The organism is Arthrobacter sp. B1I2 (assembly GCF_030816485.1).
GTDB lineage: Bacteria > Actinomycetota > Actinomycetes > Actinomycetales > Micrococcaceae > Arthrobacter.
On record NZ_JAUSYC010000001.1, the window covers coordinates 2,844,723 to 2,858,434 of the forward strand.

At 66.6% G+C, this 13,712-nt stretch carries 17 protein-coding genes; 16 read left to right on the plus strand and 1 reads right to left on the minus strand.

Features of this window, described 5'->3' with window-relative positions; translation table 11 throughout:
- Positions 1-76: 76 nt before the first annotated feature.
- The 16 genes from QFZ57_RS13205 to QFZ57_RS13280 all read left to right on the plus strand — a co-directional run bounded on the left by QFZ57_RS13205 (position 77) and on the right by QFZ57_RS13280 (position 12,295).
- Positions 77-952, plus strand: coding sequence for a VOC family protein (locus tag QFZ57_RS13205; RefSeq protein ID WP_306900566.1), 876 nt, complete (start codon positions 77-79; stop codon positions 950-952).
- Positions 953-1,074: 122 nt separating this feature from the next.
- A complete protein-coding gene (locus QFZ57_RS13210) occupies positions 1,075-1,530 on the plus strand; it encodes a hypothetical protein (RefSeq protein WP_306630841.1) in 456 nt (151 codons plus the stop codon).
- Between the two features lie 235 nt (positions 1,531-1,765).
- Complete coding sequence (gene rpsP, locus QFZ57_RS13215) at positions 1,766-2,188, plus strand: 30S ribosomal protein S16 (RefSeq protein WP_056335390.1); 423 nt, start codon at positions 1,766-1,768, stop codon at positions 2,186-2,188.
- 1 nt (position 2,189) lies between these two features.
- Entirely contained in the window at positions 2,190-2,432 is a 243-nt protein-coding gene (locus QFZ57_RS13220) for an RNA-binding protein (RefSeq protein WP_306630842.1), read from the plus strand.
- A gap of 100 nt (positions 2,433-2,532) precedes the next feature.
- A complete protein-coding gene (rimM, locus tag QFZ57_RS13225; RefSeq protein WP_306900567.1) occupies positions 2,533-3,081 on the plus strand; it encodes a ribosome maturation factor RimM in 549 nt (182 codons plus the stop codon).
- Entirely contained in the window at positions 3,082-3,894 is an 813-nt protein-coding gene (gene trmD, locus QFZ57_RS13230) for a tRNA (guanosine(37)-N1)-methyltransferase TrmD (RefSeq protein ID WP_306900568.1), read from the plus strand.
- Between the two features lie 236 nt (positions 3,895-4,130).
- On the plus strand, positions 4,131-4,490 hold the full coding sequence (rplS, locus tag QFZ57_RS13235; RefSeq protein WP_306630844.1) for a 50S ribosomal protein L19: 360 nt from the start codon (positions 4,131-4,133) through the stop codon (positions 4,488-4,490).
- Between the two features lie 84 nt (positions 4,491-4,574).
- Positions 4,575-5,252: a signal peptidase I gene (gene lepB, locus QFZ57_RS13240; RefSeq protein WP_306900569.1), complete on the plus strand. Its 678-nt coding sequence runs from the start codon at positions 4,575-4,577 to the stop codon at positions 5,250-5,252.
- The gene (lepB, locus tag QFZ57_RS13245; RefSeq protein ID WP_306630846.1) at positions 5,253-6,080 is read left to right on the plus strand and encodes a signal peptidase I; all 828 of its coding nucleotides are present in this window, start codon (positions 5,253-5,255) and stop codon (positions 6,078-6,080) included.
- Between the two features lie 2 nt (positions 6,081-6,082).
- Complete coding sequence (locus QFZ57_RS13250; RefSeq protein WP_373461246.1) at positions 6,083-6,904, plus strand: ribonuclease HII; 822 nt, start codon at positions 6,083-6,085, stop codon at positions 6,902-6,904.
- Between the two features lie 47 nt (positions 6,905-6,951).
- Positions 6,952-7,278, plus strand: coding sequence for a DUF2469 domain-containing protein (locus tag QFZ57_RS13255; protein WP_306630847.1), 327 nt, complete (start codon positions 6,952-6,954; stop codon positions 7,276-7,278).
- A 109-nt stretch (positions 7,279-7,387) separates the two neighbouring features.
- Positions 7,388-7,744, plus strand: coding sequence for a YraN family protein (locus QFZ57_RS13260; RefSeq protein WP_306630848.1), 357 nt, complete (start codon positions 7,388-7,390; stop codon positions 7,742-7,744).
- Entirely contained in the window at positions 7,744-9,288 is a 1,545-nt protein-coding gene (locus QFZ57_RS13265; protein ID WP_306630849.1) for a YifB family Mg chelatase-like AAA ATPase, read from the plus strand. The genes QFZ57_RS13260 and QFZ57_RS13265 overlap by 1 nt, the downstream gene beginning before the upstream one ends.
- Positions 9,289-9,440: 152 nt before the next feature.
- Positions 9,441-10,577 (plus strand): DNA-processing protein DprA, encoded by a 1,137-nt coding sequence (gene dprA / locus QFZ57_RS13270; protein ID WP_306901580.1) that lies wholly within the window; start codon positions 9,441-9,443, stop codon positions 10,575-10,577.
- A gap of 47 nt (positions 10,578-10,624) precedes the next feature.
- On the plus strand, positions 10,625-11,551 hold the full coding sequence (locus tag QFZ57_RS13275; protein WP_306900571.1) for a tyrosine recombinase XerC: 927 nt from the start codon (positions 10,625-10,627) through the stop codon (positions 11,549-11,551).
- 240 nt (positions 11,552-11,791) lie between these two features.
- Entirely contained in the window at positions 11,792-12,295 is a 504-nt protein-coding gene (locus QFZ57_RS13280) for a DUF3145 domain-containing protein (RefSeq protein WP_188571271.1), read from the plus strand.
- A gap of 113 nt (positions 12,296-12,408) precedes the next feature.
- Here the strand turns inward: QFZ57_RS13280 and fabF are convergent, their stop codons facing one another.
- Entirely contained in the window at positions 12,409-13,644 is a 1,236-nt protein-coding gene (fabF, locus tag QFZ57_RS13285; protein WP_306630851.1) for a beta-ketoacyl-ACP synthase II, read from the minus strand.
- Positions 13,645-13,712 lie beyond the last annotated feature (68 nt).

A 13,712-nucleotide genomic window follows, 5' to 3' on the forward strand; every position in this document is an offset into this window, starting at 1 on the left:
ATAAATTGAAGCTTCAAGTAATTTTAACGTGTGACAGGCCGCCAACGGGACGGCCGCCAACACAAGGAGCCTTCACATGACCGAAGCAGCCAGCACCCAGGATCTTCTTCCTGCCGAACTCGCCATGGGCACGGTGATGCTCAAGGTGGGCGACATGAAGGTCATGACGGACTACTACCAGCGTGCATTGGGCCTCGAGGCGGTGGCCGAGCAGGACGGCGGGCTCTACCTTGGCAGGCTCGGCAAGCCGTTGGTCCACCTGGCGCCGGCTCCCGGGCTGCACCTTCCCGGCAGGGGAGAGGCGGGCCTGTTCCACACTGCCCTGCTGTTTGAGGACCAGGCATCCCTTGCTGCCACCATCGCCACGGCCGCACAGTACGAGCCGCGGTCCTTCACCGGCAGTGCCGACCATCTGGTCAGTGAGGCCTTCTACTTCACCGACCCTGAGGGCAACGGCGTCGAGCTGTACTGGGACCGCCCGCGCAGCAACTGGTCCTGGAACGGGACCGACGTGGTGATGGACAGCCTCGCGCTGCCGCCGCAGCGCTACCTGGAGCAGTACCTCACCGAGGAGTCCCTGGAGGGCCAGCGGCAGACCCCCGCAGGGGTGGGGCATGTCCACCTCCAGGTTGGTGACGTCCAGACCGCCCGGGACTTCTACGTGGGCACGCTCGGTTTCGAGAAGACGGCGGGCTGGCACGGGCAGGCACTGTTCGTTTCCGCCGGCCGCTACCACCACCACATGGCCATGAACGTCTGGAACAGCCGCGGTGCCGGCCCGCGCAAGGACACGCTTGGCCTGGGCGAGGTGCTCATTGAGGTTCCCTCGGGTGACGACGTCGGGGCGCTGGCTGACCGGCTCAAGGTCGCCGGGGTGCCCGCCCACCACACCGGTGCCGAACTCCGGTTCGAAGACCCATGGCGCAACCGGCTCCGGGTGGCGGTCCGCTGACTGGTGCCGGAAGCGGTCCGCGTGTGCGCCGGCAGGTCCGCAACTACTAGGCTGAATCCGTACGGCCGGGCGGCAGGCAGCACCCGGCGCACAGCTCCGTCAACGGAAGAAGGGCACCAGCCATGGGCTTCACCGAGATCTTTGTCGCCACCCATGACGCCGCGCTAAAACGCGCCGGCATCCTTGACGAAGGAAGCGGCTCCGCGGCGGACGGCACGGCCGCGGGCCAGGCGGTCCGCATCCAGGGCATCAGCGACTTTGAAGTCGAACAGCTGGGTGATCTCGCCGGCACTGCCGTGCACGCCGGCGGAGCCGACTATGAGCTGACCATGGTGGATGTCGCCAGCGATTCCCTTCTCGCCGTTCCGCCGGCCATGGTGCGCGCCCTGGCGGACCTGCTCACCTACGAAACCGAAGGCGAAGGAAATGTCCTCGACGACGTCGCCGAACAGTGGGCCGGCCAGGAGGACATGCCGTTCGACGCCGGCCAGGCCCGGACCTACGTGCATCAGCTGGCGGAACTTGCCGCCTCAGTCGACGACGCCGACCGGACGGGGCTGTACGTCTGGTCCGCCTGACCCGCAGATGCCGGATTGGCGGGTCTTCCGGGCGCCCTGCGGCCGGCTGCCGCGCCGCAGGCAGCAGGCCAAGTCGAAATAACGGCGCCCATCTGGCACAATAAACAGGTACTCGATCTGCGCGGCCCCTCTCTCCGCGTCCGGATCCTGTCCTTTGAGCCCGCAAGTACGGCCCGCCCCACGGGTGCAGAAAGCCGGGTTCACCCCTTTTTCTGAAACAGGAGTGACCACAAAAGTGGCCGTAAAGATTCGCCTTAAGCGCTTCGGCAAGATGCGCGCCCCGTACTACCGCATCGTCGTCGCGGACTCACGCACCAAGCGTGACGGACGTGCCATCGAGGAAATCGGCAAGTACCACCCCACCGAAGAGCCCTCGTACATCGAGGTCAACTCCGAGCGTGCACAGTACTGGCTGTCCGTCGGCGCCCAGCCGTCCGAGCAGGTTGCCGCGATCCTGAAGATCACCGGTGACTGGCAGAAGTTCAAGGGCCTGCCGGGCCAGGAAGGCACCCTCAAGACCAAGGTCGAGAAGGAAGCCTTCGTTGCCCCGGAGAAGGGCTCGGTCATCATCCCGGAAGCCATCACCAAGAAGGCCTCCAAGTCTGACGCTGCCGAGGCCCCGGCCGACGCCGAAGCTGAGACCACCGAGGCTGAGTAGATTGCTGGCAGACGCGCTGGAGCACCTGGTCCGGGGAATCGTTGATTCCCCGGACGACGTCAAGGTCAGCTCGAAGAACAACCGCCGCGGGGACACCCTCGAGGTGCGCGTTCATCAGGACGACCTCGGACGGGTGATCGGCCGCCAGGGCCGCACGGCCCGCGCACTGCGCACCGTGGTGGCAGCACTGGCCGGCGGCGAACCGGTAAGGGTCGACGTCGTCGACACCGACCGCCGCCGCTGAGCGCTCGGCAACATTCAGTTTTGCTCCGGCCCCTCCACCACCAGGTGGAGGGGCCGGACTGCTTTCACCAGAATCACCACAACCCGGAACAGAGGAACAGATGCAGCTTCAGGTGGCACGGATTGGCAAGCCGCACGGCATTCGCGGGGAAGTCACGGTCCAGGTCCTGACCGACGCCCCGGAGGACCGCTTCGTGCCGGGAACGGAATTTGTGGTCGAACCGGCCTCTGCCGGCCCGCTGACCGTCAGCAGCGCCCGCTGGAACAAGGACATCCTGCTGCTGGGCTTCGACGAAATCGAAACCCGCAACGACGCGGAAACCCTGCGCGGGGCCAAGCTGTTCATCGAAACCGAAGAACTGGACGGGGACGACGACGACGAGGGCTGGTACGAGCACGAACTTGTCGGCCTTGAGGCCAGGGTAGGGGATCAGGTGGTGGGCAAGGTCGCTGCGCTGAACACCATGCCCGTCCAGGACCTGCTCATGGTCACCACCCCGGAGGGCAAGGAAATCCTTGTCCCGTTCGTGGAGCAAATCGTGCCTGAGGTGAATATCGCGGAGGGCTTCATCCTCCTCACCCCGCCGGACGGCCTCTTCGAACTCAACTCCGACGAAGCCGCCGCCCCGCAACCGGAAGGCAGCGACTAGATGCGGATCGACGTCGTCAGCATCTTCCCTGACTACCTGGCCCCGCTTGAACTCTCGCTGATCGGCAAGGCCCGCCAGGACGGAATCCTGGACCTGCACGTCCATGACCTGCGCAGCTTCACCACGGACAAGCACCGTTCCGTCGACGACACCCCTTACGGCGGGGGCGCCGGGATGGTCATGAAGCCCGAACCCTGGGCCCAGGCCCTCTCCGCAGTGGCGGAGGGGCGCCCGGATCCGCAGCGCAAGCCGGTCCTGATCGTTCCGTCGCCCGCGGGCGAACGGTTCACGCAGGCCCTCGCCTACGAACTGGCGGAGGAACAGCACCTGGCATTTGCGTGCGGGCGGTACGAAGGCATCGATGAACGGGTCGTCGAATGGGCGCAGGAGCACTTCACCGTGCGGCCCGTGAGCCTGGGCGACTACGTGCTGAACGGCGGGGAAGTGGCCGTTCTTGCAATGGTCGAGGCCATTGGCCGGCTGCTCCCCGGTGTGGTGGGCAACCCCGACTCCCTGGTGGAGGAATCCCACTCGGACGGGCTCCTGGAGTATCCGGTCTACACCAAACCCTCCGTTTGGCGTGACCGCGAGGTACCGCCGGTGCTCCTCAGCGGCAACCACGGCAGGATCGCCCAATGGCGCCGGCACGAACAGTACCGCCGGACAGCGGACCGCCGTCCGGACCTCCTGGAAGGGTTCGACGCCGGCAGCCTGCCCCGTGCCGACCGCACCGAACTGCACAACCTGGGCTACGACGTCGTGGACGGCAGGCTGGTCCGCCGCCCGGAGGCGGCAGTCGAACGGCGGGACTAGTGCCGGCGGAATTGGCGTAACCCTGCTGCTGTGGCAAAATTAACCCTTGTGTCTGCTGGGTCCGCACCTGCCACAGGGGGTAGCGCGGCCAACAGCCCGACAACCGGCCCCATCAACCCTTGAAGCGGCCGGACCACTTTTACTTCGGCGGCGAGACCCGGACTGCTTTCGAGCAGCCGGACTTGGCTGCCGTGACCCAAAGTGAATGACCTGTGGCGTTCACCAGGAGTGCAATCATGCATATTCTCGATTCCGTCGATGCAGCCTCGCTGCGCAGCGATGTTCCCGAATTCCGCGCGGGCGACACCCTCAAGGTGCACGTGAACATCATCGAAGGCAAGAACACCCGTGTCCAGGTCTTCCAGGGCTTCGTCCTGGGCCGCCAGGGCGACGGCGTGCGCGAAACCTTCACCGTCCGCAAGGTCTCCTTCGGTGTCGGTGTGGAGCGTACCTTCCCGGTGCACTCCCCGATCATCGAAAAGATCGAGGTTGTCACCAAGGGTGACGTCCGCCGCGCCAAGCTGTACTACATGCGTGCGCTGCGCGGCAAGGCTGCCAAGATCAAGGAAAAGCGCGACTTCAGCTCCGCCAAGTAAGTCCTGCCCGGACTTACCGCAAGGCTGGAGCGCGGCCGTAGCCGGCACGCGCCGGAGCAATCCATCAGCGCCAGGATACGGACCATGCACCAGACAAAACGCCAGCCCCGCAAAACGGGCTGGCGTTTTGTTTTACTTGCCCTTGTCCTTGCCGTGGCCATCAGCGGGCTGGTCCGCTCCCTGTGGCTTGACGTCTACTTCATCCCCTCGGAGTCCATGGAGCCGCTGCTGGAAGGCGGGGACCGGATCCTGGTGTCCCGCACGGACTTCCAGTCCGAACCCATCCGGCAGGGGGACGTTGTTGTCTTTGACGGCCGTGGCAGCTTCGCGCCCCTCAACAGCGGCAGAGGACCGTTGGTGGATGCCGCAGCCTCCGCCATGCAATGGCTTGGCCTCACCGGCAGCGACACAACCTACGTCAAACGGGTCATCGGCCTTCCGGGGGACACAGTGGTCTGCTGCGACGCGGCCGGGAAGGTCACCGTCAATGGGACAGCGCTGGATGAGCCCTACGTCTTCCCCGGCGACGCGCCCAGCACGCAAAAGTTCAGCACCCTGGTTCCCGAGGGGAGGCTGTGGCTGATGGGCGACCACCGCTCCGTGTCCGCCGATTCCCGCAGCCTGCTTGGTGCGCCCGGCGGGGGACTGGTCCCGCTGGCCCGGGTGATTGGCCGGCCGGTCCAGATCCTTTGGCCGCTTGATAGATTTGCTCCAGTAGCACGGCCGCCCGCAGCGGGGCCGACAACAGAGAACGGACGGTAAATGCCCGAGAACCACGAGCGGAAACCTGAACCGCGCCACGACGGCGCCTCAGGGACGCCGGCCGTTCCAGCTTCGTCCGCGCCCGGTGAGGGTCCGGAGGCGGCCGCGCGTGTCCACCATCGAACCAGGATGGCATCCAAGGCTGCGGGCAAGTCCCCCGGCAACCCCTTGCTCGGGTGGCTGAAGGAAATCGCCACAGTGGTGGTCATTGCGGTGGTGTTGTCCTTCCTCATCAAGACTTTCCTCTTCCGGGCCTTCTTTATCCCGTCCGAATCCATGGTGAACACCCTGGACGTGGACGACCGAATCTTCGTAAACCTCCTCGTTCCGGAGCCGTTTGCCCTCAGCCGCGGGGATGTGGTGGTGTTCCGGGATACAAAGGGCTGGCTGCCGCCCGCCCCGGCAAAGGCACAGGGCCCGTTCACCTGGGTCCAGGATGGCCTGACGTTCGTTGGCCTCCTGCCGGACAACTCCGAGCAGCACTTGGTCAAGCGGGTCATCGGGCTCCCGGGCGACCACGTGGTCTGCTGTGATGCCGGCGGTAAACTGACCATTAACGGGACCGCTGTCGACGAGAAGTACATCAACCCGGCTGAGGTCCCGCAGGTCCGCAACTTTGACGTCACCGTTCCGGAAGGCAAGGTGTGGGTGATGGGTGACAACCGCAACCACTCCGCCGATTCCCGCGCGCACATGGAGACCAACGGCGGATTCATAGAACTCAAGGACCTCGAAGGCAAAGCTGCTGTGATCGCGTGGCCGCTCAACAGGATCAAGACACTGGACAACTACCCGGACGTGTTCCGGAATGTCCCCGCGGCCCGCTGACCATGTCCTCTGCAGTGCAGGCTTCTCCGGGAGTGGAAGTTCCCCCGGCCGTGAAAGTTCCGCCGGCAGCCAAAGTGCGCTCCGGTTCGAAGCCGGCGGCACGGGGCGCGAAGGCACCCACGCTGCGGCATGAGCGGACCTTCAAGGCCCAGGGCGTACGCCTGCTGGCCGGGGTGGACGAGGTGGGCCGCGGCGCCCTTGCCGGCCCTGTCAGTGTGGGAATCGCCGTCGTTGACCTGGAGCGGCAAAAGCCGCTGGCGGGCGTGCGGGACAGCAAACTCCTCAGCCCGGCGGAGCGGGAACGGCTTGACCCCCTGGTGCGGCGCTGGAGTGTCGCCTCGGCGGTGGGACACGCCTCCGCCGGCGAGATCGATTCGATCGGCATCATCGCTGCCCTTCGGCTGGCAGGAACCCGGGCGTGGAACAGCATCCTCGGGGCGGGAACCATCCCGGAGGCCGTGCTGCTGGATGGAAGCCACAACTGGCTTTCCCCGGCAGGCCAGCTGTCCTTGTTCGATCAGCCCGTGCTGGAGGCCGCCTGCGAAGCGCCGGTGCACACCAAGGTCAAGGCGGACATGCAGTGCCTCAGCGTGGCGGCTGCGAGTGTCATCGCCAAGGTGGAACGGGACCGGATGATGCGGGAGCTGCACACGGAGTATCCCGATTTCGGCTGGGACATCAACAAGGGGTACGCCACGGCAGCGCACCGGAACATCCTGCGTGCCGCCGGGCCCACACCGTACCACCGGGTGAGTTGGCGGCTGCTCGGCGGGGAACTGCAGGGCGCAGAGGCCTCCGACGGGGAAGAGACGTACGAAGACTGACTCCCGCCCCGGCGCCAGCCGTACCGGACATGGTGCAAGATGGAAGCATGAGTGCTGAGGATCTTGAGAACTATGAAACCGACATGGAGCTTCAGCTCTACCGTGAATACCGCGACGTCGTCGGCCTGTTCAGCTACGTTGTCGAGACCGAGCGGCGCTTCTACCTCGCCAACCACGTTGACCTCCAGGCCCGCAGCGCCGATGGCGAGGTCTACTTCGACCTGACCCTCCAGGACGCCTGGGTATGGGATGTCTACCGTTCGGCGCGGTTCGTCAAGAGCGTCAGGGTCCTGACCTTCAAGGACGTCAACGTCGAGGAACTGCCCCGCAACGAGGAACTTTCCGTGCCCAAGGACGTGGACCTGGGTAACTAGGGCCCACCGGGAGCCCGACTTCCCCTCCACACCAGGCCCCTGTCCACATACGGCAGGGGCCTTCTGTTCTCCGCTGCCGTCCGCATCCAGGCTGGTTGCGGAGGTAGAAATGAAATCGAAAGACCTGTTGGGCAGGCGCGGCGAGGACCTCGCCGCGGGCTATCTTGAAGCGCTGGGCATGCTGGTGGTTGAGCGCAACTGGAGGTGTGCTGAGGGCGAGATCGACATTGTTGCCCTCGACGGCGATGCGCTGGTCATCGCCGAAGTCAAAACCCGCCGCTCCCTGGATTACGGCCACCCCTTTGAGGCGGTGGGCCCGGAAAAGCTGGCCAGGCTGCACCGCCTCGGTGCCGCCTGGTGCCGGGACCATGAGTTGCGGATGCCGCTGCGCCGGGTGGACGTTGTCGCCGTCGTGGACGACGGCGGCGGGGAACCCGTGGTGGAACACCTCAAGGGGGTGGGGTGATGGCGCTCGGCCGGACCTACTCCGTCGCCCTGGTAGGGCTCAACGGCTACATCGTGGAAGTCGAAGCGGACATCGGCCAGACCCTCCCGGCCTTCGTCATTCTTGGGCTGCCGGACGCGTCGCTGAATGAAGCCAAGGAGCGCATCCGCTCAGCTGCAAAGAACTCCGGGATTCCACTCAGCCGCCGGAAGATCACCGCCAACCTCATTCCCGCCTCGCTGCCCAAGCGCGGCTCGGGTTTCGATCTCGCCGTCACTATGGCCGTGCTCCGGGCCGCGAACGATATCAAGCACACGGGGCGCGCAGTTTTCATCGCTGAGTTGGGGCTCGACGGCAGGCTGCGGCCCGTGCGGGGTATCCTGCCGGCGGTCATGGCGTCGGTCCAGGCCGGGTATCCGGAGATCGTGGTGGCGGAAGCCAACCTGGCGGAAGCCTCCCTTGTCCCCGGTGCCAAGGTACGTGGATACCGAACACTTGCCCGGCTTGCCCTCGACTTCGGGGCTGATCCGCAGGAACTTGCCCTGGATTTCGAGCCTGACGAGGCCGATGATGCCGGTGATGGCCCGGCCCTGCCTGGCCCGTGTCCCGACATGGCGGATGTCTCCGGACAGGGCGATGCCCGCAGGGCTCTGGAAGTGGCTGCGGCGGGTGCCCATCATGTGCTCCTCACCGGGCCGCCGGGCGCCGGAAAGACGATGCTGGCGGAGCGGCTGCCCGGTCTTTTGCCGGACCTTGGTGACCACGAGTCCATGGAGGTCACGGCCATCCACTCACTGTGCGGCCTGCCGTCATCCACTGTCCAGCTCCTGCGGCGCCCGCCATTTGAGAACCCGCACCACTCAGCCACCGCTGCAGCCATCATCGGCGGCGGCTCGGGCCTGCCCAGGCCAGGTGCAGCGTCGCGCGCCCACCGTGGCGTGCTGTTCCTGGACGAGGCACCGGAATACGAACGCCGCGTCCTCGACGCACTGCGGCAACCGCTGGAGAGCGGGGAACTGGTGATCCACCGGTCAGCCGGAACGGCGGCCTACCCGGCCCGGTTCCAACTGGTACTCGCGGCCAACCCCTGTCCCTGCGGCAAGGCGTCGGGCAAGGGGCTGGACTGCACCTGCACGCCCGTGATGCGCCGGCGCTACCTCGCCAGGATGTCCGGACCCCTGCTGGACCGGGTGGACATCCAGTTGCAGGTGGAGAGGGTATCCCTGGCCGAGTTCGGGCAGGCGGGCGCGGAAGAGGACACCGCATCAGTGGCACGCCGGGTACTGGACGCGCGTGCGCGGCAAGCGGAGCGGTTACGGTCCTTCGGTCTTGAGACCAACTCGCAGGTGCCAGGACGCATACTGCGCGGCGAATTGCGGCTTCCCCCGGCCGCCACCCGGATCCTGGACCAGTCGCTGGAGCGGGGAGTGCTGACCGCACGCGGGTATGACCGCGTCCTTCGGCTCGCCTGGACCCTTGCGGACCTGGGGCACAGGGAGAGGCCGGAGCCAAATGACATCGGACAGGCACTGTGCCTGCGGCAGGCCGCGGCGGCCGTGGCATGACAAACGTGGCGGTGTGGAACGAACAGAAGGAACCGGGTGTGGAGAAGGAATTGCTCGTGGAGAAGGAACCAGCCGTGGAGAAGGCGCCGGGAGTAAGGAAGCCGGTGGGCATTGATTCGGAACGGTTGGCCCGCGCTGCCCTTTCCCGGCTGATGGAGCCACAGGACGCAGCGGGCCTGGCCCTCGTGCAGATTGCAGGGGCAACAGACGCCCTGCGTATCGCCACCGGCCAAGTGGCGCCCGGACCTGGCCTGGAGCGCGACATCACCTCGCTGCTGGCGGACAGCGGTGCGGCCAACAGCTGGGCCGGACTGGCTGCGGCATTGAAGCGCTGGCAGCCACGGCTGCCTGACCTTGCGCCCGAACGCGACCTTGCCACCATGACCCGGCTTGGCGGGCGCCTCATCATCCCCGGCGATGAACTGTGGCCGGCCCAGCTTTCGGACCTGGGAATCCAGGAGCCCATCTGCCTTTGGTGGCGCGGCCAGGAACAGCCGTTGCCGGCGGCAGAGAAGTCCATCGCCCTCGTGGGATCCCGGGACAGCACCAGCTATGGGGCGGCGGTGACAGGGGACCTCGCCTACTCGCTGGCGCAACGGGGCTTCACAGTGGTCTCGGGCGGAGCCTACGGGATCGACGCCCATGCGCACCGTGCCGCCCTTGCCGGGGGTACCTCGGCCGTCCCCACCATGGCGGTCATGGCCGGGGGAGTGGACCGGTTCTATCCGTCAGGCAATGACGACCTGCTGCGCGCTGTGGCAAATCAGGGTGCGGTGCTGGCCGAGGTACCGCCGGGCTCGGCCCCTACCCGCTACCGCTTCCTGCAACGGAACCGACTGATTGCTGCGCTCTCCGCGGTGACGGTGGTGGTGGAGGCACGCTGGCGCTCCGGCGCACTCAACACAGCCCACCATGCCGAGACCCTGGGCCGTGCCGTCGGCGCCGTTCCCGGATCAGTCCACAGCGCCAACTCCGCCGGCTGCCACCGGCTCCTCCGCGAAGGGGGAGGTGTCTGCGTCACCGATGCGGCTGAAGTGGCCGAACTTGCCTCACCCAGCGGAACCGGACTGCCCGAACAGGGCACCGCGGACGCGGCGGTGCAGGACGGATTGACCCTGGAGGATCTGATCCTGCTGGATGCGCTGCCGCTTCGCTCCACTACTTCCGTGGAAAAGCTCTCGGCCGTGGCCGGACTGGGTCAGGAGTCGGTGCGGGCAGGACTCGGGAGGCTGGGGCTGCTGGGACTGGCAGTGTCGGAGCGCGGCGGCTGGAAACGCGGCAAGGCATAGACCGTGTCCGGCGGCGGTGGAGGCCGGGCAGCTGGGAAAGTAGAGGAGTGGACAATGACGGACTGCACGGGGAGCTCGGCAAGGCACTGGACGCGTTCGCCGGCTACTTGTCAGGGGAGCGTGGGATGTCGGCGCACACCAGGCGTGCGTACTTGGGCGATCTGCGCAGTCTCTTGGCCCACGCTGCATCGGAAGGCGTGTCAGGGCTGAAGGACCTTGAACTGGGCACTTTCCGCCGCTGGCTCGGCAGCCAAAGTACGGCAGGCGCCTCGCGGGCAACGCTTGCACGCCGGTCTGCCACGGCGCGGGTCTTCACTGCCTGGGCTCTGCGGGAAGAACTTATCGACGTGGATCCCGCCCTGCGGCTGAAGGCACCCAAACGCGAAGGATCCCTGCCGGCAGTCCTGCAGGCATCCCAGCTCACCCGCGTACTTGAGGGGCTGGAAACGGCAGCCGCGGAGGGCGAACCGCTCGCCGTGCGGAACCGCGCCATCGTGGAACTCCTTTATGCCACAGGCATCCGGGTGGGGGAACTCGCCGGGCTGGACGTCGATGACCTGGACCCCGACCGCCGCACTCTGCGGGTCATCGGCAAAGGCAACAAGGAACGCACCGTCCCGTTCGGAGTGCCGGCCGCCGTCGCCGTCGACGACTGGCTCCGGCGGGGGCGGCCGGCAGTGGCGAAGGACAACAGCGGGCCGGCGCTCTTCCTCGGAGCCCGCGGGGGACGGGTTGACCAGCGCCAGGTCAGGGCCCTGGTGAAGACCCTGTTCGAGGCACTGGGTGATACCTCCGCATCGGGACCCCACGCCCTGCGCCACTCGGCAGCCACGCATCTGCTCGACGGCGGCGCGGACCTGCGCGCCGTGCAGGAGATCCTGGGCCACAGCAGCCTGGCCACCACCCAGATCTACACGCATGTCTCGGTTGACCGCCTCCGGAAGAGCTATCAGCAGGCGCACCCCCGGGCCTGAGTGCCACGCTAATCGCACTGGCGTAATTCCATGGCGTACGGCACAATAAGAGTCACGTCCGGCAACTTTCAAGTGCGGCTTGAAGCTCGCAAGGCTTCATGCGGCGCGGCAAGCCCGGACGCTGCTTAATCTGATACATCTGAATACAGGCAGGGAACCACCGCCGCAGTGAAAAGGCGCAGCAGTTCCATCCAGGCAGAGGTCGTTGGGGAAGACGTACCTAGAGCTATGGAGGATGGAATGTCTGTTGCAATGACCCGCGGTGTGCTGTTCGTTCACTCGGCCCCTACGGCGCTGTGCCCCCACGTTGAGTGGGCAGTCGGCGCCGTGGTGGACAAGCGGACGGACCTTGAGTGGACCCCGCAGCCTGCCGCGCCCGGAATGTTCCGGGCCGAGTTGTCCTGGACCGGTGCCCCTGGCACAGGTTCAAAACTCGCGTCCTGCCTTCGCGGCTGGGCGCATCTCCGGTATGAGGTGACGGAGGAGCCCAGCCAGGGCGTGGACGGCGGCCGCTGGTCCCACACCCCGGAACTGGGCATTTTCCATGCCGTCACCGACGTCCACGGCAACATCATGGTGTCCGAGGACCGCATCCGTTACGCCTACGAATCCGGCGCCGGTGACCCTGCCGCCGTGTACCACGAGCTGTCCCTCGCCCTGGGCGAGGCCTGGGACGAAGAACTTGAACCGTTCCGCCACGCTGCCGAAGGCGCTCCCGTGCGCTGGCTCCACCAGGTGGGCTGACCGCCGTCGTCCGTCCCCGCAGCGACGAAACCACACCTCCATAGCAAAAGGAGGCCCCGCATCCTGGCGGGGCCTCCTTTTGTGCCGTCCGGGGCGCGTTCCCCGGGCAACGCCTAGACGCTGCGGATGGCCACGACGGCGTTGTGGCCGCCGAAACCGAACGAGTTGCTCAGTGCCACGATGTTTCCGGCAGGCAGGTCACGGGCGGAGGTGACCACGTCGAGCGGGATCTCCGGATCCTGGTTTTCAAGGTTGATAGTCACCGGCGCCTTGCGATCGTGGACGGCCAACACGGTGAGGACAGCCTCAACCGCGCCGGAAGCCCCCAGGAGGTGGCCCATCTGGGACTTGGTGGCTGAGACCGCGACGCTGTCCACGTGAGCGCCCAGGGCGGCGCGCAGGGCCGTGTACTCGGGCTTGTCGCCGACAGGGGTGGAAGTGGCGTGCGCGTTGACGTGAACCACGTCTTCAGGCTGGATCCGGCCGTCGAACATGGCCGCCTTCAGCGCGCGGGTGGCTCCGAGCCCCTGGGGGTCCGGCGCGGTGATGTGGTAAGCGTCAGCGGTGACGGACGTCCCGGCGAGCTCGGCGTAAATCCGGGCACCCCGGGCCAGTGCGTGCTCCTCGGCTTCGAGGACCAGGGCGCCTGCACCTTCACCCATGACGAAGCCGTCACGCGCGGTGTCGTAGGGGCGGGAGGCGCGCTCGGGCTCGTCGTTCCGGCGGGACAGTGCCTGCATGGAGGCAAACGCTGCCAGCGGCATGGGGTGGATGGCAGCCTCAGCGCCACCGCACATGACGACGTCCGCCTTGCCCGAGCGGATGAGCTCCAGGCCAAGGTGCATGGCTTCCGTGCCGGAGGCGCAGGCGGAGACCGGCGTGTGGGCACCGGCACGGGCGCCGAGGTCCAGGCTTACGGCTGCGGCAACACCGTTGGGCATGAGCATGGGCACGGTCATGGGAAGAACCCGGCGCGGGCCCTTTTCCTTCAGGGTGTCCCAGGCATCCAGCAGCGTCCAGACGCCGCCAATGCCGGTGGCAAAGGCAACGGCCAGCCGGTCCTGGTCGAATTCCGTGATGCCGGAATCGGCCCAGGCCTCGCGCGCGGCGATAACGCCGAACTGGGTGGAGGGGTCCATCCGCTTCGCTTCGACGCGGCTGAGCACCTCAAGGGCCGGTGTGCTGCACCGGGCAGCGAAATGGACGGGAAGCTCGTACTTGGCTACCCAGTCGTCCTCCAGGGTGCGGGCACCGGAGACCCCCTTGAGGGCGTTGTTCCACATCGTGGGTACATCGCCGCCGATGGGCGTGGTGGCACCCAGACCGGTAATGACTACTTTGCGTGTCATGGGATCACTCTTTCGTCGGTGGGGTATCCATCTGCGGCTGCCGCAGGGTCCCGCACATTTGATAATCG

Coding starts and splice junctions, on each gene's coding strand:
- QFZ57_RS13250 (WP_373461246.1), top strand. CDS start 6,083: ATGTCCTCTGCAGTGCAGGCTTCTCCGGGAGTGGAAGTTCCCCCGGCC.
- QFZ57_RS13210 (WP_306630841.1), top strand. CDS start 1,075: ATGGGCTTCACCGAGATCTTTGTCGCCACCCATGACGCCGCGCTAAAA.
- QFZ57_RS13265 (WP_306630849.1), top strand. CDS start 7,744: ATGGCGCTCGGCCGGACCTACTCCGTCGCCCTGGTAGGGCTCAACGGC.
- QFZ57_RS13280 (WP_188571271.1), top strand. CDS start 11,792: ATGTCTGTTGCAATGACCCGCGGTGTGCTGTTCGTTCACTCGGCCCCT.
- QFZ57_RS13255 (WP_306630847.1), top strand. CDS start 6,952: ATGAGTGCTGAGGATCTTGAGAACTATGAAACCGACATGGAGCTTCAG.
- trmD (WP_306900568.1), top strand. CDS start 3,082: ATGCGGATCGACGTCGTCAGCATCTTCCCTGACTACCTGGCCCCGCTT.
- lepB (WP_306900569.1), top strand. CDS start 4,575: ATGCACCAGACAAAACGCCAGCCCCGCAAAACGGGCTGGCGTTTTGTT.
- QFZ57_RS13260 (WP_306630848.1), top strand. CDS start 7,388: ATGAAATCGAAAGACCTGTTGGGCAGGCGCGGCGAGGACCTCGCCGCG.
- QFZ57_RS13205 (WP_306900566.1), top strand. CDS start 77: ATGACCGAAGCAGCCAGCACCCAGGATCTTCTTCCTGCCGAACTCGCC.
- lepB (WP_306630846.1), top strand. CDS start 5,253: ATGCCCGAGAACCACGAGCGGAAACCTGAACCGCGCCACGACGGCGCC.
- rimM (WP_306900567.1), top strand. CDS start 2,533: ATGCAGCTTCAGGTGGCACGGATTGGCAAGCCGCACGGCATTCGCGGG.
- dprA (WP_306901580.1), top strand. CDS start 9,441: ATGGAGCCACAGGACGCAGCGGGCCTGGCCCTCGTGCAGATTGCAGGG.
- fabF (WP_306630851.1), bottom strand. CDS start 13,644: ATGACACGCAAAGTAGTCATTACCGGTCTGGGTGCCACCACGCCCATC.
- rplS (WP_306630844.1), top strand. CDS start 4,131: ATGCATATTCTCGATTCCGTCGATGCAGCCTCGCTGCGCAGCGATGTT.